Below are 23,740 nucleotides of genomic sequence, written 5' to 3'. Positions count from 1 at the left end.
GCACAAGGATCTGTTTCATGCTGACAAGACTCTGGCTCTGGATCGGTCGCTTGCTGGGCCGGCTGCTGCTCGCCGTCACCGCCGTGGGCCTGGCAGGCTGGGCGGTTGCCGCCGTCCACTTTCACCTCACCCATCGTGGCCCCGTCTCCAGCGAAGAAGTCATCGCGCCGAGCGAAGCGGCCGACACCCAGGCGATCATCGCCGACGCCATTGCAGTGGTGGAGCAGCACAGGGAGAACACCCGTGTGCTGCGCGACGCCCATGCCAAGGCCCACGGCTGCGTGCGCGCCGAGGTCAGCGTGCGCGCTGACCTGGAGCCGACGCTGCGCCAGGGCGTTTTCAGCGAACCGGGCAAGACCTGGCAGGCCTGGGTGCGACTGTCCAACGGCAACGCCTATCCGCAGTTCGACCGCATCCGGGACGCGCGTGGGATGGCGATCAAGCTGCTCGACGTGCCGGGGGAAAAGCTCAGCCGCGACCCGCGCCACGCCAGTGAGCAGGACTTCGTGATGTTCAACCATCCGGTGTTCTTCGTCCGCGACGTTGCCGAATACCGCAGCAACTTCGCCGCCCAGGCGCAGGGCAAGAAGGCGCTGGCGTTCTTCCCGAGCGTTGATCCGCGCAGCTGGGAGCTGCGCCATCTGTTTATCGCGTTGCAGACCCTGGCGCCTGCACCGCAAAGCCCGGTTGCCACCACCTACAGCTCGGTGGCGCCCTACAAGTTCGGCCCGCATAACATCAAGTACCGGGTCATCCCGACGCCGGAGAACTGCCCGACCTACCAGCTGCCCGAGCAGAACCGCGACCTGCCGAATTTCCTGCGCAGTGCGCTCTACCAGCAGCTGTCCCTCGACCGCGCGCCCGCCTGCTTCGCCCTGCAGGTGCAGCGGCAGAACGCCGAGCACTACATGCCCATTGAGGACACCAGCATCGAGTGGGACGAAGCCATCGCGCCATTCGAGACGGTCGCCGACATCCGCCTCCCGCCGCAGGACTTCGACAGCCCCGAGCAGAATCTCGCCTGCGACAACCTCAGCTTCAACCCCTGGCACGCACTGCCGGAGCATCGCCCCATCGGCGGCATCAATCGGCTGCGCAAGGCGGTGTACGAGGCGATCAGCAGCTATCGGCTCGAGCGTAACGGCGCACTTTGACGCGACCGTCGTGGTCCATCCGCCGGCCGTTGCCGACCACGGGCCACCCGGTCCTGTCTTGCCGGGCGGAACCCTGCTAGCATCAATCAGGACTCCATCGCCCGACATAGGCACCCGTTTGCAGAAGATGAGCGCCACCCTGTCCTCGTCTCCCGGTTCGGTGACCCTCGATCAAGGGGCTTCGCCGTTGCGGGCGCGCATCGTCGGTGACTGGACCCTCGCCCATTACGCGGCACTGCGCCGAGAGGTGCAGCGGCTCAGGGCGCGGATCGACGAGCGCAGCCAGATCGAGCTGAGCGGGCTCGGGGCGCTGGATACGGCGGGCGCCGGCCTGCTGGTGGAGCTGCTGGGCCCCGAGCGGATCGCCGCCATCGAAGCCTGGGCGCCGCAGTTGCCAGCCGAACGCCTGGCGCTGCTGCGCACAGTCGCCACCGCCCTGGACCAACCGGATGCCGCCGAGTCGCCACGCGGTTATGAATTCGGCTATGTGCTGGCGCATATCGGCCGCACGGTCGCGGCGGTGTGGAAGCAGCAGCGCGCGCTGCTCGGCTTCATTGGCCTGACCCTGCAGACGTTGCTGCTGACGCTGCCGCGGCCGCGGCGCTGGCGGCTGACCTCACTGGCCGTACATATCGAGCAGACCGGGCTGGACGCGGTGCCGATCGTCGCGCTGCTGACTTTTCTGGTCGGCGCGGTGGTGGCCTTTCTTGGCGCGACGGTGCTCGCCGACTTCGGCGCGACCATCTACACCGTCAACCTGGTGGGCTTTTCCTTCCTGCGCGAATTCGGCGTGCTGCTGGCGGCGATCCTGCTCGCCGGGCGCAGCGCCAGCGCCTTCGCCGCGCAGATCGGCTCGATGAGATCCAACGAGGAAGTCGACGCGATCCGCACCCTCGGCCTGAGCCCGATCGAGCTATTGGTGCTGCCGCGCGTGCTGGCGATGCTGATCACCCTGCCGATCCTGACCTTCGTCGGCATGCTCAGCGGCATCGCTGGCGGGCTGGTGGTGTGCGTGCTGGCGCTGGACATCTCGCCGACGATGTTCTTCAACATCATGGCGCGCGATATCGCCGTCAGCCATTTCCTCGTCGGCCTGGGCAAGGCCCCGATATTCGCCTTCATCATCGCGGTGATCGGCTGTCTGGAAGGCTTCAAGGTCAGCGGCAGCGCGCAGTCGGTGGGCGAGCACACCACCTCCAGCGTGGTCCAGGCAATCTTCATGGTGATCCTGCTGGACGCCATCGCCGCGCTGTTCTTCATGGAGATGGGTTGGTGACGAGCAACGACTCGCTGATTCAGGTACGCGGACTGGTCAATCGCTTTGGCAGCCAGACCGTGCACGAGAATCTCGACCTGGACATCCGCCGTGGCGAGATTCTCGGCGTGGTCGGCGGTTCTGGCACCGGCAAGTCGGTGCTGCTGCGCAGCATCGTCGGCCTGCGCCGGCCCAACGCCGGCAGCGTAACGGTATTTGGCGAGAACCTGCTGGAACTGTCGGCCGCGCGCCGCTCACAGCTGGAACGACGCTTCGGCGTGCTGTTCCAGCGTGGCGCACTGTTCACCTCGCTGAATCTGCAGGAGAACGTCGCCCTGCCGCTGATCGAGCACGCCGGCCTCGAACGCAAGGATGCCGAGCATCTGGCGCGACTGAAGCTGGCGCTGGCCGGCCTGCCAGCGGACGCCGCCTGCAAGTACCCCGACGAGCTGTCCGGCGGCATGATCAAGCGCGCCGCCCTGGCCCGGGCGCTGGCGCTGGACCCGGAAGTACTGTTCCTCGACGAGCCCACCGCCGGCCTCGACCCCATCGGCGCGGCAGCCTTCGACCAGTTGATCCTGACCCTGCGCGACGCGCTGGGCCTCAGCGTGTTTCTGGTGACCCACGATCTGGATACGCTCTATACCATCTGCGACCGGGTCGCCGTGCTGTCGCGCAAGCGCGTGCTGGTGGCCGATCGCCTGGAGGTGGTGGAAGCCACCGACGACGCCTGGATTCGCGACTACTTCCACGGCCCACGTGGCCGGGCGGCGCAACAGGCTGCCCTGGCGGGTAGTTGAAACGTATGCGAGGCAGGCAAGACAAGGCAAAAACAGGCGAGGAAGCGGAGTTTAGTTTCCTAAATGAGCATTCCGAGCATGTTTTTAACGCAGTATTGCCAACGCAGGTAGTTTCCAACGACCTGCCAGAGCAGGAGAACTGACATGGAAACCCGTGCCCACCACGTGCTGATCGGCCTGTTCACCGTCTTGGCAGTCGGCGGCGCCCTGCTGTTCGCCCTCTGGCTGGGTAAGTCGAGCATGGATCGCGAATACAACTATTACGAGATCAGCTTCAATCGCGCGGTCAGCGGGCTGTCCAACGGCAGCTCTGTGGAGTACAGCGGCATCAAGGTCGGCGACGTCGAAGCGCTGTGGCTCGAGCCGGACGACCCGCGCAAGGTGCGGGCGCGCATCCGCGTCTATTCCGGCACGCCGATCAAGCAGGACACCCGCGCCCGCCTGGCGCTGGCCAACATCACCGGCAGCATGATCATCCAGCTGCACAGCGGCACGCCGCAGAGCCCGCCGCTAGAGGGCAAGCGCGGCGAGCCGCCGCTGATCATCGCAGACCCGTCGCCGCTGAGCGCGCTGCTGGAGAACGGCGAGGACCTGATGACCAACATCAACAACCTGCTGCGCAGCGCCAACCTGATGCTCTCCGAGGACAATGCCGGTCGCATCGGTCGCACCCTGGCCAATCTGGAGCAGGCCACCAGCGTGCTGGCCGAACAGCGTGGCGATCTGAGCGAAGCGCTGACCCAGCTCGCCCAATTGGGCCAGCGGACCAACACTGCGCTGGAGGAAATCACCCGCCTGACACAGAACGCCAACGGCCTCATCGACGATGAAGGTCGCCAGCTGCTGAGCACTGCCGGCGAGTCGATGGCGGCACTGGAACGCGCCACCTCGCGGCTGGACGCCCTGCTGGCGGACAACCAGGGCGCGCTGAACAACGGCCTGCAAGGCTTCAGCGATCTGGGCCCAGCGATCAACGAACTGCGCGGCACCCTCGGCGCGCTGCGTCGCGTCACCCAGCGCCTCGAAGACAATCCCAGCGGCTTCCTGCTCGGCCGCGAGAAGATTCAGGAGTTCACCCCATGAGCCGCCTTGTGCTGTTCCGCCCTCTCGCCCTCGCGACGCTGTTCGGCACGCTTTCGGCCTGCACCTTGCTGCCCGACGCCGAACCAATCCGGGTGTTTCTGCTGCCGACCGGCGACGTGCCGGCAAATCAGTCCACTGGCACCTTGCGCCAGGCACTGCGTATTCATACCCCCCATGCAAGCCGCATCCTTGCCGGGCCACGCATCGCCGTGGTGCCGAACGGCAACCAGATCAGCAGCTACCAAGGCGCGCGCTGGGGCGATGCCGCGCCGACCTTGCTACGCGATCGGCTGATCGAGCAGTTCCGCCGGAGCGGACCGGTGGCGGTGAGCAATGAGGACAGCAACCTGTTCGCGGAGCTGGAGCTGTTCAGCGATTTGCGCGCCTTCCAGAGCGAATACGTCGATGGCCAGCCGCGGGTGCTGGTCCGCCTGGACGCCCAGCTGGTATCCGCTGTCGATCAACGCATCCTCGCCAGCCGCCACTTCGAAATCCGTCAGCCCAGCGCGAGCCCGCAGCTGGAAAGCGTGGTGGACGCCTTCGGCCAGGCCAGCGACGAGCTCAGCCGCCAGCTGCAAAGCTGGACGATCGAGGTGGCGAAAAGCCATCCCGCGCAGTGAAAACCGGCGAAAAAGTCGATTAAAGACGCTGAACCGCAGTTTTATTGACTCAGGCTAAGCGTAACCTTCAGGGCAATCGCTTAGCATGCGAACTATCGCTTCAAGTAAGGAACGCCCATGAAAGCGCCAGCCCAGAAAAATCTTCGACGGGTGCTGTTCGCGCTCGTCGCGCTCGTGGTAATCGGCCTGCTGGCATGGTCGGAGTTGCGCACGGATGGCTTGGGCGAGGGCTTTGCCAGCGGCAACGGCCGGATCGAGGCCACCGAGATCGATGTGGCGACCAAGCTCGGTGGGCGCATCCGCGAGATCACCGTCGACGAGGGCGACTTCGTCCAGCCGGGCCAGATCATCGCGCGCATGGATACCGAAGTGCTCGACGCCCAGCTCAACCAGGCCCGCGCCCAGGTGCGCCAGGCGGAAAACGCCATACTCACCGCCCAGGCGCTGGTTACCCAGCGCGAGAGCGAGAAGGCCACGGCCGAAGCGGTGGTGCTGCAACGGCGCGCCGAGCTGACCGCCGCGCAGAAACGCCACCAACGTACCAAGACGCTGGTCGACCGCAACGCCATGCCGCGCCAGCAGTTGGACGACGACCTTGCCGCCATGCAGAGCGCCCAGGCCGCGCTGGCCGCCTCCCGCGCACAGGTGCTGTCCGCCGATGCCGGTATCGCCGCCGCCAGGTCCCAGGTCATCGAAGCGCAATCTGCACTGGAGGCAGCACAGGCCAGCGTGGTTCGGCTGCAAGCGGACATCACGGATAGCGAACTGAAGACCGATCGCGTGGCGCGCGTGCAGTACCGCGTGGCGCAACCGGGCGAGGTACTCGGCGCCGGCGGCAAGCTGCTCAATCTGGTCGACCTGGCCGACGTCTACATGACCTTCTTCCTCCCCGAGCGCCAGGCCGGCCGGGTGGCGATGGGCAGCGAGGTGCGCCTGGTGATCGATGCGGCGCCACAGTACGTGATTCCCGCCAAGGTCACTTATGTCGCCAGCGTCGCGCAGTTCACGCCGAAGACGGTGGAAACCGAGAGCGAGCGCGAGAAGCTGATGTTCCGGGTCAAGGCGCGGATCGATCCGGAACTCCTGAGAAAACACATGGAGCAGGTCAAGACCGGGCTGCCCGGCATGGCTTATCTGAAGCTAGACGCTGACACCGAATGGCCGGCGCACCTGCAGATCAATGTCGGCAAATGAACCAGTCTCCTGACCCGGTCGCCGTGATCAGCGGAGTCAGCCTGCAGTACGGCAAGACCCGCGCGCTGGATGACCTCAGCCTGAGCCTGCCGGCGCGCTGCATGGTCGGCCTGATCGGTCCGGACGGGGTCGGCAAGTCGAGCCTGCTGGCGCTGATCGCCGGTGCGCGCAAGTTGCAGCAGGGCCAAGTGCAGGTGCTCGACGGCGACATGGGCGATGCCGGCCACCGCCGTGCGGTCTGCCCGCGTATCGCCTACATGCCTCAGGGGCTGGGCAAGAACCTCTACCCCACGCTGACGGTGTTCGAGAACCTCGAGTTCTTCGGCCGCCTGTTCGGCCAGGACGCCGAGGAACGGCACTGGCGCATCGCCGAACTGACCCGCAGCACGGGCCTCGCGCCCTTCGTCGAACGCCCGGCGGGCAAGCTCTCCGGAGGCATGAAGCAGAAGCTCGGCCTCTGCTGCGCACTGATCCACGATCCCGACCTGCTGATTCTCGATGAGCCCACCACCGGCGTCGATCCACTGTCGCGCGCGCAGTTCTGGGAACTGATCGAACGCATCCGCCGCGAGCGCCCGCAGATGAGCGTATTGGTCGCTACCGCCTACATGGACGAGGCGCAGCGCTTCGACCATCTGGTGGCGATGGACGCCGGCAAGGTGCTGGCCACCGGCACACCGGCCGAGCTGCTGGCGCGCACCGGCAGCGACTCGCTGGAGCAGGCCTTTATCCGTCTCCTGCCGGAAGCCAAGCGCAGCCAGCATCGCGAACTGGTCATTCCGCCACAGCCGCACAGTGACAGCATCGCCATCGAGGCTCACGGCCTGACCATGCGTTTCGGCGATTTCGTCGCGGTGGACCAGGTCAATTTCCGCATCTCCCGCGGCGAAATCTTCGGCTTCCTCGGCTCCAATGGCTGCGGCAAGACCACCACCATGAAGATGCTCACCGGCCTGCTGCCGGCCAGCGAGGGCGACGCCCTGCTGTTCGGCAAACCGGTGGACCCGCACGACATGCAGACCCGCCAGCGGGTCGGCTACATGTCCCAGGCCTTCTCGCTGTACAGCGAGCTGACCGTGCGGCAGAACCTCGAGCTGCATGCGCGACTGTTCCACCTGCCGGTGGAGCGGCGCGCCACACGCATTCAGGAGATGCTCACCCGCTTCGACCTCACCGGCGATGCCGAAAGCCTGCCCAGCAGCCTGCCGCTGGGCGTGCGCCAGCGCCTGTCGCTGGCCGTGGCGGTGATCCACAACCCGGAGATCCTGATCCTCGACGAACCCACCTCGGGGGTCGATCCAGTGGCGCGCGATGGCTTCTGGGAGTTGCTGGTGCAGCTGTCGCGCGAGGACGGCGTGACCATCTTCATCTCCACCCACTTCATGAACGAGGCACTGCGCTGCGACCGCATCTCGCTGATGCATGCCGGACGGGTGCTCGATAGCGACACGCCGCAGGCGCTGATAGCCAAGCGCGGCCTGCCGACGCTGGAAGAGACCTTCATCGCCTACCTGGAAGAGGCCGCAGCCGCGCATGCCGCCGACCAGCCAGCAGCGACAACCGCCGCAATGGGAAATCCCACCCAACCGACCGGCAATAACGGCCGCCAGGCCCGCTTCAGCATGCGCCGCCTGCTCAGCTACACCCGCCGCGAAGCCATGGAGCTGCGCCGCGACCCGATTCGGGCGACGCTGGCGATGCTCGGCAGCGTGCTGCTGATGTTCATCATGGGCTACGGGGTCAGCTTCGACGTGGAGAACCTGACCTACGCCGTGCTCGACCGCGACCAGACCACCACCAGCCAGCACTACCTGCTGAACATGGCCGGCTCGCGCTACTTCATCGAGCAGGCGCCGCTGGCCAGCCATGCCGAGCTCGATCAGCGCATGCGCAGCAACGACATCAGCCTGGCCGTGGAGATTCCGCCGAATTTCGGCCGCGACCTCAAGCGCGGCGCCGTGCCGCAAGTCGCGTTCTGGATCGATGGCGCCATGCCGATGCGCGCCGACACCATCAAGGGCTATGTGCAAGGCATCCACCTGAGCTACCTGCAGCAACTGGCCCGCGAGGCGGGCGTCGACGGGCAGCTGGCACCGGCTGACGTGGCCATTCGTTATCGCTACAACCCGGACGTGCAGAGCCTGCCAGCCATGGCACCGGCTATGATCCCGCTGCTCCTGATGATGATCCCGGCGATGCTCACCGCCCTCGGCGTGGTGCGCGAAAAGGAACTGGGCTCGATCACCAATTTCTACGTCACGCCGACCACCCGCCTGGAATTCCTGCTCGGCAAGCAACTGCCCTATGTCGCCCTGGGCATGTTCAATTTCGCCACCCTGGCGCTGCTGGCGGTGTTCGTCTTCGGTATTCCGATCAAGGGCAGCATCCTCACCCTCTGCCTTGGCGCGCTGCTCTACGTGACCTGCGCCACCGGCCTTGGCCTGCTGATGTCGTCGATATTGAACAGCCAGATCGCGGCGATCTTCGGCACCACCATCGTCACCCTGCTGCCGGCCATCCAGTTCTCCGGACTGATCCACCCGGTTTCGGCGATGGAGGGCGCCGGCGCTTTCATCGGCAAGCTCTACCCGACCAGCCACTTCCTGATCATCAGCCGCGGGGTATTCTCCAAGTCGCTCGGGCTGGCCGAGCTGTACCCCTATTTCATTCCCATGCTGCTGGCGATCCCGCTGCTGACCGTGCTCAGCGTCGCCGGCCTGCGCAAGCAGGAGAAATGACATGGGCGGCCTGCGACGCAAACTCGGCAACATCTTCCAGCTCGGCCTCAAGGAGCTGCGCAGCCTCTACCGCGACCCGGCGATGCTGGTGCTGATCATCTATTCGTTCACCCTGGCCATCTACGAAGGTGCCACCGCTGTGCCTGAGGCACCGCACCGGGCGAGCATCGCGGTGGTCGACGAGGATCGCTCGCAAGCCTCGCTGCGCATCATCAACGCCTTTCAACTGCCCTATTTCATCGAGCCGAAAGCGATCAGCCTGCAGGAAATGGACAGCGGCATGGACGATGGCCTCTACACCTTCACCCTGAACATTCCGCCGCGCTTCCAGCAGGACCTGCTCGCCGGCCGCCAGCCGACCATCCAGCTCAACGTCGATGCCACCCAGGTCAGCCAGGCGTTCACCGGCGCCGGGCATATCCAGCAGATCATCGCCAGCGAGACCGCCGAGTTCGTCCGCCGCTACCGCAGCAGCGATGCCTTGCCAGTCGAGGCGGTGGTGCGCACCGCGTTCAACCCCAACCTGAGCCGCGCCTGGTTCGGCGCGGTGAACGAGGTGATCAACCAGATCACCATGCTGGCGATCATCCTCACCGGCGCGGCGCTGATCCGCGAGCGCGAACACGGCACCATCGAGCACCTGCTGGTGATGCCGGTGACGCCATTCGAAATCATGGTCGGCAAGGTCTGGGCGATGGGCCTGGTGGTGCTGGCCGCAGCCGCGTTCGCCCTGCGCTTCGTGGTAGAAGGCTGGCTGGACATCCCGATCCAGGGCTCGCTGTGGCTGTTCGCCGGCGGCGCGGCGCTGCACCTGTTCGCCGCCACCTCCATGGGCATCTTCTTCGGCACGGTGGCGCGCTCCATGCCGCAGCTGGGCCTGCTGGTGATCCTCACGCTGATCCCGCTGCAGATCCTCTCCGGTGGGGTGACGCCGCGCGAGAGCATGCCCGAGCTGGTGCAGAACATCATGCTGGTGGCGCCGACAACGCATTTCGTCGAACTGGCGCAGGCGATCCTTTTCCGCAGCGCCGGCCCGTCCATCGTCTGGCCACAGCTGCTCGCGCTGGGCGTGATCGGCACGGTGTTCTTTCTTGGCGCGCTATCGCGACTACGGGTGTCGTTGCGCTAGCGGCTACGCTTCCTTCAATACGCCCGCGTCGCCAGGCCAACCGCTCTATTCCAGAGCTTTATGGCATCACGCCAGCATCCTGTGTTTATGTTGGTAACCACACGGTTACCCAACGCCCCGAAGCGCTCGGGAATTTTTGTATCAGTGGCCGGTCTATCGTGCCGACATGCTAAGAGCCTGACGCTCGACAGCGCGCCAAGGAAGCCCCATCACTATGCGCATTCTCGTTACTGGCGGAGCCGGATTCATCGGCTCCGCACTGATCCGCCATCTCATTCTCGATACCGAGCACAGCGTGCTCAACCTGGACAAACTGACCTATGCCGGCAACCTGGAGTCGCTGGCAGCCGTGGAAGACAACCCGCGCTATCAGTTCCTCCAGGCCGACATCGCCGATCGTGAGCGGGTCAGCGAGGCGCTGCTGGAGTTCCAGCCGGACGCCATCATGCATCTGGCCGCCGAGTCCCACGTCGACCGCTCCATCGACGGCCCGGCCGAATTCATCCAGACCAACATCGTCGGCACCTATCAGCTGCTCGAGGCCACCCGCGCCTACTGGCAGAGCCTGCCGGTCGAGCGTCGCGAGGCCTTCCGCTTCCACCACATCTCCACCGACGAGGTCTACGGCGACCTGCATGGCGTCGACGACCTGTTCACCGAGACCACACCCTACGCGCCCAGCTCGCCCTACTCGGCCAGCAAGGCCTCGTCGGATCACCTGGTCCGCGCCTGGCAGCGTACCTACGGGCTGCCGGTGCTGATCACCAACTGCTCGAACAACTATGGCCCGTATCACTTCCCCGAGAAGCTGATCCCACTGGTCATCCTCAATGCCCTCGATGGCAAGCCGCTGCCGGTCTACGGCGATGGCTCGCAGATCCGCGACTGGCTGTTCGTCGAAGACCACGCCCGCGCGCTGTTCAAGGTGGTCAGCGAAGGTGTGGTCGGCGAGACCTACAACATCGGCGGCCACAACGAGCAGAAGAACATCGAGGTGGTGCGCGGTATCTGCGCACTGCTGGAAGAGCTGGCGCCGAGCAAGCCTGCCGGGCTTGCGCGCTATGAAGACCTGATCACCTTCGTCAAGGATCGCCCGGGCCACGACCTGCGCTACGCCATCGACGCCAGCAAGATCGAGCGCGAGCTCGGCTGGGTGCCGCAGGAAACCTTCCAGACCGGCCTGCGCAAGACCGTGCAGTGGTACCTGGAAAACCTCGAATGGTGCCGTCGCGTTCAGGACGGCAGCTATCAACGCGAGCGCCTTGGCGCCCTGGAGAACGCATGAAAGGAATCATCCTCGCCGGAGGCTCCGGCACCCGTCTGCACCCCATCACCCTTGGCGTATCCAAGCAGCTCTTGCCGATCTACGACAAGCCGATGGCCTACTACCCGATTTCGGTGCTGATGCTCGCTGGCATCCGCGACATCCTGCTGATTTCCACCCCGCAGGACCTGCCTCAGTACAAGAACCTGCTGGGCGACGGTAGCCAGTTCGGGGTCAACTTCAGCTATGCCGAGCAGCCCTCGCCGGATGGCCTGGCGCAGGCCTTCCTGATCGGTGAAGAATTCATCGGCGATGATTCGGTGTGCCTGATCCTCGGCGACAACATCTTCCACGGCCAGCACTTCACCGAGAAGCTGCAGCGTGCCGCGGCCCAGCCAAGCGGCGCCACGGTGTTCGGCTACTGGGTCAAGGACCCGGAGCGCTTCGGCGTCATCGACTTCGATGAGAGCGGCAAGGCACTGTCCATCGAAGAGAAGCCGAAGAAGCCGAAGTCCAGCTACGCGGTGACCGGCCTGTACTTCTACGACAACGACGTCATCGAGATCGCCAAGTCGATCAAGCCCTCGCCACGCGGCGAGCTGGAGATCACCGACGTCAATATGGCCTACCTCGAACGCGGCGACCTCAACGTCGAGCGCTTCGGCCGTGGCTTCGCCTGGCTCGACACCGGTACCCACGACAGCCTGCTGGAAGCCTCGCAGTACGTGCAGACCATCGAGCATCGCCAGGGTCTGAAGGTCGCCTGTCTGGAAGAGATCGCCTACCAGAACAAGTGGATCGACCGCGAGCAGCTGCTGCGCCGCGCCGACGCTCTGGGCAAGACCGGCTACGGCCAGTACCTGTTCAAGCTGGCGGGTGAAGACGCATGAAGGTCGTCGAAACCAGCATTCCCGACGTACTGATCATCGAGCCCAAGGTCTTCGGCGACGAACGCGGTTTCTTCTACGAGAGCTTCAACGCGGCCGCTTTCGAAGCGGCCACGGGGCTCAAGCGCCAGTTCGTCCAGGACAACCACTCCAAATCCCAGCGCGGCGTGCTGCGCGGTCTGCACTACCAGATCCAGCAGCCGCAGGGGAAACTGGTGCGCGTGGTGGCCGGCGAGGTGTTCGACGTCGCTGTCGATCTGCGCAAGAGCTCACCGAGCTTCGGACGCTGGTTCGGCACTCACCTGAGTGCGCAGAACCAGCACCAGCTGTGGATCCCCGAAGGTTTCGCGCATGGCTTCGTGGTGCTCAGCGAAACTGCCGAGTTCCTTTACAAGACCACCGACTACTACGCGCCGGAGCACGAGCGCAGCCTGTTGTGGAACGATCCTGAGCTCGGCATCGAATGGCCGTTCGACGAAGCACCACAACTGTCCGCGAAGGACCAGGCTGGCAAGCGCCTCAGCGATGCGGAGCTGTTTCCATGAAAATCCTGATCACCGGCAGCAAGGGGCAACTCGCCCGTGAGCTGCAGTTGGAGCTGGCAGGCGCCGGCAAGCTGCTGGCGCTTGGGCACAACGCACTGGATCTGTCCGACTCGGATCAGGTTCGCGAGCAGGTACGCCTGTTGCGGCCGGATCTGATCATCAATGCGGCGGCCTACACCGCCGTCGATCCGGCGGAAAGCCACCGTGAACTGGCCTTCGCGGTCAACGCACGCGGGCCACAGGTGCTCGCCGAAGAGGCTGCACGTCTTGGCGTGCCGCTGATCCACTATTCCACCGACTATGTGTTCGACGGTCGCAAGGGCGAACCCTACTGCGAAGCGGACGTACCGCAACCGCTTAGCGTCTACGGCGCGAGCAAGCTGGCCGGCGAACAAGCGATTCAGGCGGTCGGTGGCGAATACCTGATCCTGCGTACCAGCTGGGTTTACTCGCAGCACGGCAAGAACTTCCTGCTGACTATGCAGCGCCTGCTGCAGGAGCGCGATGCGCTGTCGGTGGTCAGCGACGAGATCGGCGCGCCGACCTGGGCCGCCACCATCGCCCGCACCACGGCAGAAATGGTACGCAAGCGAAGTGCGGGCGAGGCAGGCCCCAGCGGTCTGTATCACCTCACCGCCAGCGGCGAGACCTCCTGGTACGGCTTCGCCTGCAGCATTACCGAGCAGCTTCGCCAGCAGGGCCGCCTGCGCGCCGAGATCACGCCGATCCTGTCCAAGGACTACCCGACCGCCGCCCAGCGTCCGCTCAACTCCCGCCTGAACTGCGCACGCCTGCAACAGGACTGGGGCATCCGCCTGCCGGACTGGGAGACGGCACTGCACGAGTGCCTTGCCCAATCCCGGCACTTCGATACGGCGAACGCGCCCCAGACCGCTGCAGCCGGCCGCTGAGGCAACAGCGGCTAGGCCTCACGGCTGCCTCTGCCACTCTGCTCCGATCCGGCCAGCTCGATAAGCGACGCTGAACGCCGGCACGCTCTGCGTGCATAATGCGCCCGACATCCAGGCGCCCACGCATGACTGCACTGCATCCACCCCGCCGCCCTCGCTGGCGCAACCTCGCCCTGCTGGCCTTGCTGCTTGCGCCTCTGCTCTGGCCGCTGCAGCAGCTCGCCGAGCGCTACTACCGCAACGAGCTGACCGAGCAGAATCGCCAGACCCTCGACCTCTACGTCGCCAACCTGCTCGGCACGCTGAACCGCTACGAGGTGCTGCCGCGCATCCTCGGCGACCTGCCGGCGTTGCGCGCCGTCCTGCAGCAGGCAGAAGCGCCGGCCGTGCGGGACAATGCCAATCGCCTGCTCAAACGCCTGCGCAACCAGACCGGGGCCGACGTGATCTATCTGATGAACACGGACGGCAATACCCTGGCGGCCTCCAACTGGGACGAGGAAGACAGCTTCGTCGACCGCAACTTCGCCTTCCGCCCGTATTTTCGCCAGGCCATGGAAGGGCGCCTCGGCCGCTTCTTCGGCCTTGGCACCACCTCCGGCAAGCGCGGTTACTACTTCGGCGCCGCCGTGCGCGACGAGCGCGGCATCCTCGGCGTGCTGGTGGTCAAGGTCGACCTCGACCATACCGAGACGCTCTGGGGCAACACCCCGGAGCAGCTGCTGGTGACCGACAACTTCGGCGTGGTGATTCTCACCTCGCGCCCGGAGTGGCGTTTCCGCGCGACCCGCGGGCTGGGCGTCGACGAGCGCGAACAGATCGCCTTCGATCAGCCCTATCCAACCCTCTATCCGCAGGACCTGACGCTGGACATCGATGCCTGGCTGATCCAGAGCCGTGAGCTCAAGGAGACCGGCTGGACGGTGCGCATCCTCGCGCCGATCAACCTGATCGAGCGACCGGTGCGCACCGTGGTCGCCATCGGCGCTGCCACACTGCTCGCCCTGCTGCTCTGGATCGGCCTGCTGATGCAGCGCCGCCGCCATTTCCTTGAGCGGCTCGCCCTCGATACCCAGGCGCGCCAGCAGCTCGAACAGCGCGTGTTGGAACGCACCCGTGATCTGGAAGCGCTGAACAGCCGGCTCAAGGTCGAGGTACTGGAGCGCGAGCAGGCCCAGCAGGAGCTGGTGCGCGCCCAGGACGAACTGCTGCAGGCCGGCAAGCTGTCGGCGCTGGGCACCATGTCGGCGAGCATCAGCCACGAACTCAACCAGCCGCTGGCGGCGATCCGCAGCTATGCCGACAACGCCGGGGTGCTGCTCGACCAGCAGCGCAACGCCGAAGCCCGCGACAATCTGCGGCTGATCAGTGAACTGACCGCGCGCATGGCGTCGATCATCGCCCACCTGCGCGCCTTCGCCCGTCGCGACCAGCACGCGCCGGAGCGGGTCGCGCTGCAGCCTGCGCTGGACGACGCCCTGGCCCTGCTCGCCAAGCGCCGCCAGGCAATGGGCGTGGAGCTGATCCGCGACCTGCCGGAGGCCACCCTGTGGGTGCAGGCCGGCGAGACGCGGCTGCGGCAGATCCTCGCCAACCTGCTGGCCAACGCCCTCGATGCGCTGGCCGAGCGGCCGCAGCCGCGACGCATCTGGCTGCGCGCCGAGCTGCAGGGTGACGGCGTGTTGCTCAGCCTGCGCGACAACGGCCCGGGCTTCAGCGAGGAAGCGCTGCAGCGTGCCCGCGAGCCGTTCTTCACCACCAAGACCAGCGCGCAGGGGCTGGGCCTCGGCCTGGCGATCTGCGATATCCTCACCCGCGCCCTGGGCGGTGAGCTGCGCATGAGCAACCATCCCGAGGGTGGTGCGCAGCTCGGCCTGTTTCTGCGTTGCGCCGAGCCTGGCGTCGCCTTCCCCACCGAGGACCATTTTCAATGAGCAGTGACCAGCCGATCAACGCCCAGGCGCAGGTGCTGCTGATCGACGACGATCCGCACCTGCGTCAGGCATTGAGCCAGACCCTCGACCTGGCCGGTCTCAAGGTCGTCAGCCTGGGCGATGCCCGCGACCTGGCCGCGCGGCTGCCAGCGGACTGGCCAGGCGTGGTGGTCAGCGACATTCGCATGCCCGGCATCGATGGCCTGGAGCTGCTGCAACAGCTGCGCACGCGCGACAGCGAGATGCCGGTGATCCTCATCACCGGGCACGGTGATATTCAGCTGGCGGTGCAGGCGATGCGCGCCGGCGCTTACGATTTCCTGGAAAAACCCTTCCCCAGCGAAGCGCTGCTGGACAGCGTGCGTCGTGCCCTGGCGCTACGCCAACTGGTACTGGACAACCGCTCCCTGCGCCTGGCCCTGGCCGACCGGCAGCAGCTGTCGGCGCGCCTGCTCGGACAATCCCAGGCGATGCTGCGCCTGCGCGAACAGATCGGCGCGCTGGCCGGGACCCAGGCCGATGTGCTGATTCTCGGCGAGACGGGCGCGGGCAAGGAGGTGGTTGCCCGGGCGCTGCACGACCTGTCCAGCCGGCGCAACGGCCCCTTCGTCGCGATCAACGCCGGGGCGCTCGCCGAATCGGTGGTGGAAAGCGAACTGTTCGGCCACGAGCCGGGCGCCTTCACCGGCGCGCAGAAGCGGCGCATCGGCAAGTTCGAGTTCGCCAACGGCGGCACGCTGTTCCTCGACGAGATCGAGAGCATGAGCCTGGATGTGCAGGTCAAGCTGCTGCGCCTGCTGCAGGAGCGGGTGGTCGAACGGCTCGGCGGCAACCAGTCGATCGCCCTGGATATCCGGGTCATCGCCGCGACCAAGGAGGACCTGCGGGTGGCCGCGGATCAGGGCCGGTTCCGTGCCGACCTGTATTACCGGCTCAACGTCGCGCCGCTGCGAATTCCGTCGCTGCGCGAGCGCAACGAGGACATCCTGCTGTTGTTCCAGCATTTCGCCGAAGCCGCCGCCCAGCGCCACGGTCTGCCGATCCGGGAGCTGCAGCCGGAACAACGCGCTGCACTGCTACGTCACGCCTGGCCTGGCAACGTGCGCGAGCTGCAGAACACCGCCGAGCGCTTCGCCCTGGGCCTTGGCCTGGGCCTTGGCCTGGGGCTCGACCAGTCGGCCGGCGAACCGGCTGCCGGGATAGCCGGAGGTGGCAATCTGAGCGAGCAGGTCGAGGCCTTCGAGCGCGCACTGATCGCCGATGAGCTGAATCGCCCGCATGGCTCGCTGCGCAGCGTCGCCGAAGCGCTGGGCCTGCCGCGTAAGACCCTGCACGACAAGCTGCGCAAGCACGGGCTGAGTTTTACCGATGTTGGCGGAAGCTCGCCCGATGAAACGACTAGATGGCGGAAATCCGCCATCTTCGATGCTGGCCAAGGGTCGAACTCGCCGGCACAGACCACGGCACGTGCGTGGCCCGCGCCAGCACCGGCGATCCCGCGCTAAGGTGCGACCTAGACGCGCTTGTTGGCAATTGGCCATTCAAACCTTCATCTATTGCTGGGTAAACTCGCTGCCCTCAGGCGGCTCTGCCAGCTCTTGGCACAGGCATTGCTCCTGAAACTCAATGAACCGGACGGAACGAGTCGCGATAGAGCATCGCACCCGGGCTTCAGCGCCTAGACTTGTCCAGCTGGTTACTGCCGGGATGCCGTGTGGCCTCCCACCCACAACAAGAGGAAACATCAATGTTCAAACTGACTGCCAAGGCGCTGGCATGCGCCCTGTCGCTGAGCATCGCCGGTCTGGCCCACGCGGCTGACCCGATCACCATCAAGTTCTCGCACGTGGTCGCCGAAAACACGCCGAAAGGCCAGGGCGCCCTGATGTTCAAGAAACTGGTGGAAGAGCGTCTGCCCGGCAAGGTCGAGGTGCAGGTTTACCCGAACTCCTCGCTGTTCGGTGATGGCAAGGAAATGGAAGCCCTGCTGCTGGGCGACGTTCAGCTGATCGCTCCGTCGCTGGCCAAGTTCGAACACTACTCCAAGGGCGTTCAGGTCTTCGACCTGCCATTCCTGTTCGACGACATCGCGGCAGTCGACCGCTTCCAGAAGAGCGAAGCTGGTCAAGGCCTGCTGCGTTCCATGGAAGACAAGAACATCACCGGCCTGGGCTACTGGCACAACGGCATGAAGCAGCTGTCGGCCAACAAGGAACTGCGTGAGCCGAAAGACGCGCGCGGCCTGAAGTTCCGCGTACAGGCTTCTGCAGTGCTGGACGAGCAGTTCAAGGCGCTGCGTGCCAACCCGCGCAAGATGAGCTTCGCCGAGGTTTACCAGGGCCTGCAGACCGGCGTGGTCAACGGTGCCGAGAACCCCTACTCGAACATCTACTCGCAGAAGATGCACGAAGTGCAGAAGCACATCACCGAGTCCGACCATGGCCTGCTGGACTACATGCTGATCACCAACACCAAGTTCTGGGACGGCCTGCCTGCCGATGTACGTGGCGAGCTGGAAAAGATCGTGGAAGAAGTCACTGTTGAAGTGAACAAGCAGGCCGACGCCCTGAACCAGAAGGCCAAGGCTGACATTCTTGCCGCCGGCACTACTGAAATCCTTGAGCTGACGCCGGAAGAGCGTGCCAAGTGGCGCGAAGCAATGAAGCCGGTCTGGAAGAAGTTCGAAGGCGAAATCGGTGCTGACCTGATCAAGGCTGCCGAAGCTGCCAACCAGGCTAAATAAGCCTTTGCCGAGGGGCGGACACTCCGCCCCTTTGCTGCACCACCCAGCGATACCCGACAGCTCAGTGAAAAAACAAAGCAGCTAGCGAAGACGAAGCCCGCACCAAGGGCAGACAGGTCAGGCCAAGGCGATCCCGGGCTGAGCCGCTTCGATGGCGACAACAAGAGTTTTTCATTGCTCTGTCTCCCAGCCTGCACCGGCTGGTTCACGGCGCACCTCCGTGCTGCCTTCGATACAACAAGCAGTCCATCGGGAGATGTCATCCATGAACGCCCTCTGGCGCGTCTGGGACCACTTCGAGGAAGGTTTCATCGCCTTTCTGTTGGCCGCCATGACACTGGTGACCTTCGTCTACGTGATCCTCAACAACCTCTACACACTTTTCTACGACCTGGGCGACCGGTTCGAGGGAAGCGCCGACTTCTGGTTCGCCATCGGTGATTTCATCATCGGCCTGGCCCAGTCCATGACCTGGAGCACCGCGCTGACCAAGGCGCTGTTCGCCTGGCTGATCTTCTCCGGCCTCGCCTATGGCGTGCGCACCGCCGGCCACATCGGTGTCGATGCACTGGTGAAGCTGGCGCCGCGACACATCCAGCGCGTCATCGGCATCATCGCCTGCCTGCTCTGCCTGGGTTACGCCGGTCTGCTGACCGTGGCCAGCTTCGAGTGGATCCAGGCGCTGTTCGTTGCCAACATCGGCGCGGAAGACCTGGGCCATGTCGGCGTCAAGCAATGGCACATCGGCATGATCGTGCCGTTCGGCTTCGCCATGGTGTTCATCCGTTTCGCCGAAATCTTCGTGCGCATCCTGCGCAACGAGCAGACCGGCCTCGGCCTCGCCGATGAAGCGGCCGATGCGCTCAAGCACGGCGAAGAGGAGCCCAAGTAATGACCATCCTGTTCCTGTTCGTCGCTCTCTTCGTGCTGATGTTCATCGGCGTGCCGGTGGCCGTATCCCTCGGCCTGGCCGGCTCCCTGACCATCATGATCTTCAGCCAGGACTCGGTGCGCTCGCTGGCGATCAAGCTGTTCGAGACCTCCGAGCACTACACCCTGCTGGCGATCCCGTTCTTCCTCCTGGCCGGCGCCTTCATGACCACCGGCGGCGTGGCGCGTCGCCTGATCGACTTCGCCAACGCCTGTGTCGGCCACATCCGTGGCGGCCTGGCGATCGGTGCGGTGCTGGCGTGCATGCTCTTCGCAGCGCTGTCCGGCTCGTCGCCAGCCACCGTGGCCGCGGTGGGCTCCATCGCCATCGCCGGCATGGTGCGCTCCGGTTATCCGCAGGCCTTCGGCGCCGGCATCGTCTGTAACGCTGGTACCCTGGGCATCCTGATCCCACCGTCGGTGGTCATGGTGGTCTACGCCGCGGCTACCGAGACCTCGGTGGGCAAGCTGTTCATGGCCGGTGTCGTCCCGGGCATCATGCTCGGCGGCGCGCTGATGCTGGCGATCTACATCATCGCGGTGAAGAAGAACCTGCCGGCACTGCCGCGCGCCAGCTTCCGCGAGTGGCTGTCCGCCGCGCGCAAGGCGGTCTGGGGCCTGCTGCTGATGGTGATCATCCTCGGCGGCATCTACTCGGGCATGTTCACGCCCACCGAAGCGGCAGCGGTCGCGGCGGTGTATTCGGCCTTCGTCGCGATCTTCGTCTACAAGGACCTCAAGCTGCGCGAATGCCCGAAGGTACTGCTGGAGTCGGGCAAGCTGAGCATCATGCTGATGTTCATCATCGCCAACGCCATGCTCTTCGCCCACGTGCTGACCACCGAGCAGATTCCGCAGGCGATCACTGCCTGGGTCATCGAGGCAGGTCTGCAGCCGTGGATGTTCCTGCTGGTGGTGAACATCGTGCTGCTGGTGGCCGGCGCCTTCATGGAGCCGTCGGCGATCATCCTGATCCTGGCGCCGATCCTGTTCCCGATTGCCATACAGCTGGGCATTGACCCGATCCACCTTGGCATCATCATGGTGGTGAACATGGAGATCGGATTGATAACGCCACCGGTGGGGTTGAATCTGTTCGTCGCCTCAGCGGTGACGGGCATGCCGGTGACCCAGGTGATTCGCGCGGTGCTGCCATGGCTGGCACTGATGCTGAGCTTCCTGGTGGTGATCACCTACGTGCCGTCGATCTCTCTGGCGCTGCCGAACATGCTCGGCATGTAGCCCGAAGCAGTTACTTCCCTTTAGCCCGGCCTGCGCCGGGCTTTTTTTCGTCCGCGCGAATGTCGACGCGGGCTCGTCAGAGCGCCAGCACGTCCGCCGGCCGCCGACGGAACCAGCCGGTCAGCGACAGGCGGTCGGCCTGGGTGACCAGCACTTCGTGGGGGAAATCGCCAGAGAGAAAGACCACCAGATTACCCGCCAGCGGTGGGACGTCCAGTTGCGAGCCGTCGGGCATGTGCATGCGCAGTTCGCCGGCATGGCCGGGCTGCCAGTCCGGGTTCAGATAGAGCACGGCGGTCACCGAGCGGCTGTCGTCATCGCGAAAGCGGTCCAGGTGCGTCTGATAGAAGGCGCCCGGCGGGTAGAAGGCGAAATGGCACTCGAACTCTTCCAGCCCGAGGAACAGCTCGCGGTTAAGCTGCTGGCGCAAGCCGTCCATGAGTTCGAGATAGTCGTCGCAGACTGCAGACTGGCCCGGTTCGAGCCACTGGATATGGTCGCTGCGAATGCCTTCGCGCACCGCCTGCGCCTCGCCGCGGCCGACCCCTGCCGGTGCCAGCGCACCCTCGGCGTCCCGCCTGCGGCACTCGTCGGCCAGCTTGTGGGTCACATCACTGGGAAGGAAAGAACTCTGCACCGACCAGCCGCGCTCGGCCAGGTCGTCGATGATCGAAGAGAACGGCAAGGAAGTGACTCCGAAGTGATACCGCAGGAGTCTAGGGTCTGTTGAGACTCCGCTACAAGCTGCGTCGCTGCGCCAAATGGCAGCAGTAACCGTGCGCCTCGACAAGCACGCGTCGACGCACGGAAAATGAACCGCCCGCCAGACAGGAGCTTCCATGCGCGCCCTCTTGACCTGTGTACTGCTGACCTTGAGCGTCAGCAGCTTCGCCGACACCTATCAGGAACTCTACGAAACCGCCGGCTGGACCGAACAGCGCGCCAATTTCGGCGATGCCCTGACCGCGGCCCAGCAACGCTACAAGGACACCCTGCCACCGGCGGTATTCCAGGCACTGGTGACCAACAGCAACCGCCGCTTCGCCGCCCATGCCATCGACCAGCGCGCGCAGCAGGCATTGCGCGGCAACCTGGCCGAGCCGCAGCCGGCGCTGGAATTCTTCCAGTCGACCCTGGGACGCAAGATCGTCTCGGCCGAAGTGCTCGCCGCACGGCGCGAACAGCTGGCCAAGCACGCCGCCGGCCTGCCGCGGGTGGAAGCCGGCAGCAACCGACAACTGCTGATCCGCCACTTGGCCCAGGCGCTGCCAGCCAGCGAAGCGGGCGCGGAAGTCAGCCTGGCACTGGCCGGTGTCGCCGCCGACAGTCTCAGCCAGATGATTCCCGGCCTGCTCGGTGGCAATCAGGCGCAGAGCCTGCTGAGCAGCCAGCGCCAACGCATGATCGAGCAGATAGAGGCCGATCTCGACAACACGCTGCTGTACGTCTATCGCGACCTGTCCGATGCCGAACTGGAGGAATATGTGACATTCGCCCAGTCGGACGAAGGCAAGGCCTATTACCAGGCCGCGCTGCAGGCGCTACGCGCCGGCCTGGCGGTTGGCATGAGCGGCGCCGAGCTGGAGCCGCAGCAGGGCATCTGATCCCGCTATCTGAGGCGCTCGCGCAGGAAGTCGAAGTACGCCTGGCGCAATTCCTCGCGCTCGTTCACCAGATGGTGGCGCGCCTCGGGCAGTCGCAGCACCTCAGCACTTGGGAACTTGCGCTGCAGAATCGGCAGGTTGTACTGCCAATCCACGGTCATGTCCGCCTCGCCCTGAATGATCAACGGCGCGTGCCTGCTGTCAGCCGCACCCTCGATACGGGGAATCCAGCGTGACAGGGCGCCGACCCAGGCTGTGGGCAGGATGTCCGGCTGCAGCGGGTCCTGGCTCTGGACGAACTCGAGGAAGGCCGGGTCGCCGGAGTTCTCGCTGAACGTTCGTGGGATCTGCTGAACGAAGCGCCGCAGCAACTCGTAGCTGATGCGCGAGCGCAGCCAGGCGCGCGGGCGAACCAACGGCGCCAGCAGGATGGTGCGCCCCAGGTCGGGGTTTTCGGCCTGATGCAACAGGTGATCCAGTGCGATGGCACCGCCGGTACTCTGGCCAAGTAGGTGCCAGGGACGCGGCAGATCGAGCTGGCGTGCCTGTTCGAACAGACCGCTCAGCACCGCCTGGTATTCGGCAAACTCGTTGATGCTCGCCCGGGGACCGCTGGACAGCCCATGGCCCGGCAGGTCGCAGGCGAGCACGGCGAACCCCATCTCCAGTCCCCAGTCGACCACATGGCGATACAGGCCCATGTGGTCGTAGTAGCCGTGCAGGATCAGCAGGCTGGCGTGGGGCTGCTCCGGCCACCAGGCCTGAGCGACGACATCGTAGTCATGCACGCGAAAGCGCCCCAGGCGACGCTGGACCTGCGTGCGATGCGGCAGGTCGAGCCCGTAATAGGTCTGGTAATGGAGAGTTTCGGCGCTTGCGGCGACCGCCTCGGACAGGGCGGGCAGGCTGTTACGCAGGCGCTCGGGATCGATACGCGAGGGCATGGAAATTCTTCGATTGCGTTGACCTGGGATATTCAGCTCTGCGCCGCCCCATGGCAAGCTTGCGCACCCACATCGGAGCCCGCCATGAGTGCTCGTCGCAAATACCTGATCGCCGCACTGATCACCCTGCTCTGGGGCGGCGCCATGCTGGCTGCGTTCTGGTGGTTCGAGGCGCGCTACCTGCGCACCTTCGACGGCGAGCGCGCCGAGCTGTTCTCCGGCGACGCCCTTCGCCTGCCGGCCGAGCTGCAGGGCCCGGGACCAGTGCGCTTCGTGCATTTCTGGGACCCGGGATGCCCGTGCAACGTCGGCAATCAGCAGCACCTGGAAAAACTGCTCAAGCGCTTTGCCGGACAACCCGTGGACTTCTACGAAGTACGCAAGCCGGGCAGCAAGGGCCGCTTGCCGCAGCCGCTGGCAGCGCTGAAACCGCTGAGTGCCCCGCCCGGCTCCGAGCAACTACCGGCCAGCCCCGCTGTCGGCATCTGGGATCAAAGCGGGGAGCTGGTCTATATCGGCCCCTACAGTGAAGGTGCGGTGTGCAGTTCGGACAACAGCTTCGTCGAGCCTATCCTTGATGCCGTGCTGGCCGGGCGCAAGGTGCGCGCCACCCATTCGCTGGCGGTGGCCTGTTTCTGCGACTGGCAGCAGTAGCGCCCTTGCGACAGGTAAACTTGATCGCGATCAAATGATAATTATTATCACCTAAACGAGAATTGCTCCCATCCAAGTCGGCATCACCGCCGACGAATTATCCGGGAGC

At 65.2% G+C, this 23,740-nt stretch carries 20 protein-coding genes and 1 pseudogene; 19 read left to right on the top strand and 2 right to left on the bottom strand.

Translation table 11 applies throughout. From position 1 onward, the window contains the following. Positions 1 to 17: 17 nt before the first annotated feature. The 17 genes and pseudogenes from BM275_RS18725 (at position 18) to dctM (ending at position 20,429) form a co-directional block, all read left to right on the top strand. Positions 18 to 1,154 (top strand): catalase family protein, encoded by a 1,137-nt coding sequence (locus BM275_RS18725; RefSeq protein WP_090522892.1) that lies wholly within the window; start codon positions 18 to 20, stop codon positions 1,152 to 1,154. A gap of 127 nt (positions 1,155 to 1,281) precedes the next feature. Further along, positions 1,282 to 2,430, top strand: a complete 1,149-nt coding sequence (locus tag BM275_RS18720) for an ABC transporter permease (RefSeq protein WP_090522890.1) — start codon at positions 1,282 to 1,284, stop codon at positions 2,428 to 2,430. Next, positions 2,427 to 3,209 carry an ABC transporter ATP-binding protein gene (locus BM275_RS18715; protein WP_090522888.1) on the top strand — a complete coding sequence of 261 codons (783 nt, stop codon included), beginning with the start codon at positions 2,427 to 2,429 and terminating at the stop codon, positions 3,207 to 3,209. The genes BM275_RS18720 and BM275_RS18715 overlap by 4 nt, the downstream gene beginning before the upstream one ends. Positions 3,210 to 3,353: 144 nt before the next feature. Beyond that, positions 3,354 to 4,292 carry an MlaD family protein gene (locus tag BM275_RS18710; RefSeq protein WP_023445796.1) on the top strand — a complete coding sequence of 313 codons (939 nt, stop codon included), beginning with the start codon at positions 3,354 to 3,356 and terminating at the stop codon, positions 4,290 to 4,292. Beyond that, positions 4,289 to 4,912 (top strand): ABC-type transport auxiliary lipoprotein family protein, encoded by a 624-nt coding sequence (locus BM275_RS18705; protein WP_090522886.1) that lies wholly within the window; start codon positions 4,289 to 4,291, stop codon positions 4,910 to 4,912. Before BM275_RS18710 ends, BM275_RS18705 begins: the two co-directional genes overlap by 4 nt. A gap of 117 nt (positions 4,913 to 5,029) precedes the next feature. Beyond that, positions 5,030 to 6,106, top strand: coding sequence for an HlyD family secretion protein (locus BM275_RS18700; RefSeq protein WP_044314265.1), 1,077 nt, complete (start codon positions 5,030 to 5,032; stop codon positions 6,104 to 6,106). Beyond that, positions 6,103 to 8,844 (top strand): ribosome-associated ATPase/putative transporter RbbA, encoded by a 2,742-nt coding sequence (gene rbbA, locus BM275_RS18695; protein WP_090522884.1) that lies wholly within the window; start codon positions 6,103 to 6,105, stop codon positions 8,842 to 8,844. The genes BM275_RS18700 and rbbA overlap by 4 nt, the downstream gene beginning before the upstream one ends. Before the next feature lies 1 nt (position 8,845). Then, positions 8,846 to 9,973, top strand: coding sequence for an ABC transporter permease (locus tag BM275_RS18690; RefSeq protein ID WP_014822143.1), 1,128 nt, complete (start codon positions 8,846 to 8,848; stop codon positions 9,971 to 9,973). Positions 9,974 to 10,187: 214 nt separating this feature from the next. Further along, on the top strand, positions 10,188 to 11,258 hold the full coding sequence (rfbB, locus tag BM275_RS18685; protein ID WP_090522882.1) for a dTDP-glucose 4,6-dehydratase: 1,071 nt from the start codon (positions 10,188 to 10,190) through the stop codon (positions 11,256 to 11,258). Next, entirely contained in the window at positions 11,255 to 12,127 is an 873-nt protein-coding gene (gene rfbA / locus BM275_RS18680) for a glucose-1-phosphate thymidylyltransferase RfbA (protein ID WP_014822145.1), read from the top strand. The genes rfbB and rfbA overlap by 4 nt, the downstream gene beginning before the upstream one ends. Further along, positions 12,124 to 12,669 carry a dTDP-4-dehydrorhamnose 3,5-epimerase gene (rfbC, locus tag BM275_RS18675; RefSeq protein WP_023445790.1) on the top strand — a complete coding sequence of 182 codons (546 nt, stop codon included), beginning with the start codon at positions 12,124 to 12,126 and terminating at the stop codon, positions 12,667 to 12,669. The genes rfbA and rfbC overlap by 4 nt, the downstream gene beginning before the upstream one ends. Continuing rightward, positions 12,666 to 13,580 carry a dTDP-4-dehydrorhamnose reductase gene (rfbD, locus tag BM275_RS18670; RefSeq protein ID WP_090522880.1) on the top strand — a complete coding sequence of 305 codons (915 nt, stop codon included), beginning with the start codon at positions 12,666 to 12,668 and terminating at the stop codon, positions 13,578 to 13,580. The genes rfbC and rfbD overlap by 4 nt, the downstream gene beginning before the upstream one ends. Before the next feature lie 125 nt (positions 13,581 to 13,705). After that, complete coding sequence (locus BM275_RS18665) at positions 13,706 to 15,514, top strand: sensor histidine kinase (RefSeq protein ID WP_090522878.1); 1,809 nt, start codon at positions 13,706 to 13,708, stop codon at positions 15,512 to 15,514. Then, a pseudogene (locus BM275_RS18660) lies at positions 15,511 to 16,908 on the top strand (sigma-54-dependent transcriptional regulator); the annotation flags it as partial. The gene BM275_RS18665 and the pseudogene BM275_RS18660, both read left to right, overlap by 4 nt. Positions 16,909 to 17,261: 353 nt before the next feature. Beyond that, on the top strand, positions 17,262 to 18,257 hold the full coding sequence (gene dctP, locus BM275_RS18655) for a C4-dicarboxylate TRAP substrate-binding protein DctP (RefSeq protein WP_090522876.1): 996 nt from the start codon (positions 17,262 to 17,264) through the stop codon (positions 18,255 to 18,257). A gap of 265 nt (positions 18,258 to 18,522) precedes the next feature. Continuing rightward, positions 18,523 to 19,149, top strand: coding sequence for a TRAP transporter small permease (locus tag BM275_RS18650; RefSeq protein ID WP_023445785.1), 627 nt, complete (start codon positions 18,523 to 18,525; stop codon positions 19,147 to 19,149). Next, positions 19,149 to 20,429, top strand: a complete 1,281-nt coding sequence (gene dctM / locus BM275_RS18645; protein WP_090522874.1) for a C4-dicarboxylate TRAP transporter large permease protein DctM — start codon at positions 19,149 to 19,151, stop codon at positions 20,427 to 20,429. Before BM275_RS18650 ends, dctM begins: the two co-directional genes overlap by 1 nt. A gap of 76 nt (positions 20,430 to 20,505) precedes the next feature. Here dctM and BM275_RS18640 read toward each other — a convergent pair whose 3' ends face one another. Then, entirely contained in the window at positions 20,506 to 21,114 is a 609-nt protein-coding gene (locus BM275_RS18640) for a 2OG-Fe(II) oxygenase (protein ID WP_090522872.1), read from the bottom strand. A gap of 154 nt (positions 21,115 to 21,268) precedes the next feature. On the opposite strand from BM275_RS18640, the gene BM275_RS18635 reads away from it, so the two are divergent. Then, the gene (locus BM275_RS18635; RefSeq protein WP_014822154.1) at positions 21,269 to 22,033 is read left to right on the top strand and encodes a hypothetical protein; all 765 of its coding nucleotides are present in this window, start codon (positions 21,269 to 21,271) and stop codon (positions 22,031 to 22,033) included. Between the two features lie 5 nt (positions 22,034 to 22,038). Here BM275_RS18635 and bipL read toward each other — a convergent pair whose 3' ends face one another. Beyond that, positions 22,039 to 22,977 carry a phospholipase BipL gene (bipL, locus tag BM275_RS18630; RefSeq protein ID WP_023445781.1) on the bottom strand — a complete coding sequence of 313 codons (939 nt, stop codon included), beginning with the start codon at positions 22,975 to 22,977 and terminating at the stop codon, positions 22,039 to 22,041. An 84-nt stretch (positions 22,978 to 23,061) separates the two neighbouring features. Between bipL and BM275_RS18625 the strand changes: the two genes are divergently transcribed. Continuing rightward, positions 23,062 to 23,631 carry a DUF6436 domain-containing protein gene (locus tag BM275_RS18625; RefSeq protein WP_090522870.1) on the top strand — a complete coding sequence of 190 codons (570 nt, stop codon included), beginning with the start codon at positions 23,062 to 23,064 and terminating at the stop codon, positions 23,629 to 23,631. Positions 23,632 to 23,740 lie beyond the last annotated feature (109 nt).

It is taken from the genome of Stutzerimonas kunmingensis (assembly GCF_900114065.1).
Classification (GTDB): Bacteria; Pseudomonadota; Gammaproteobacteria; order Pseudomonadales; family Pseudomonadaceae; genus Stutzerimonas; species Stutzerimonas kunmingensis.
The sequence above is the reverse complement of the archived record's forward strand: the minus strand, read 5'-3'. Positions and strand labels throughout refer to the sequence as shown.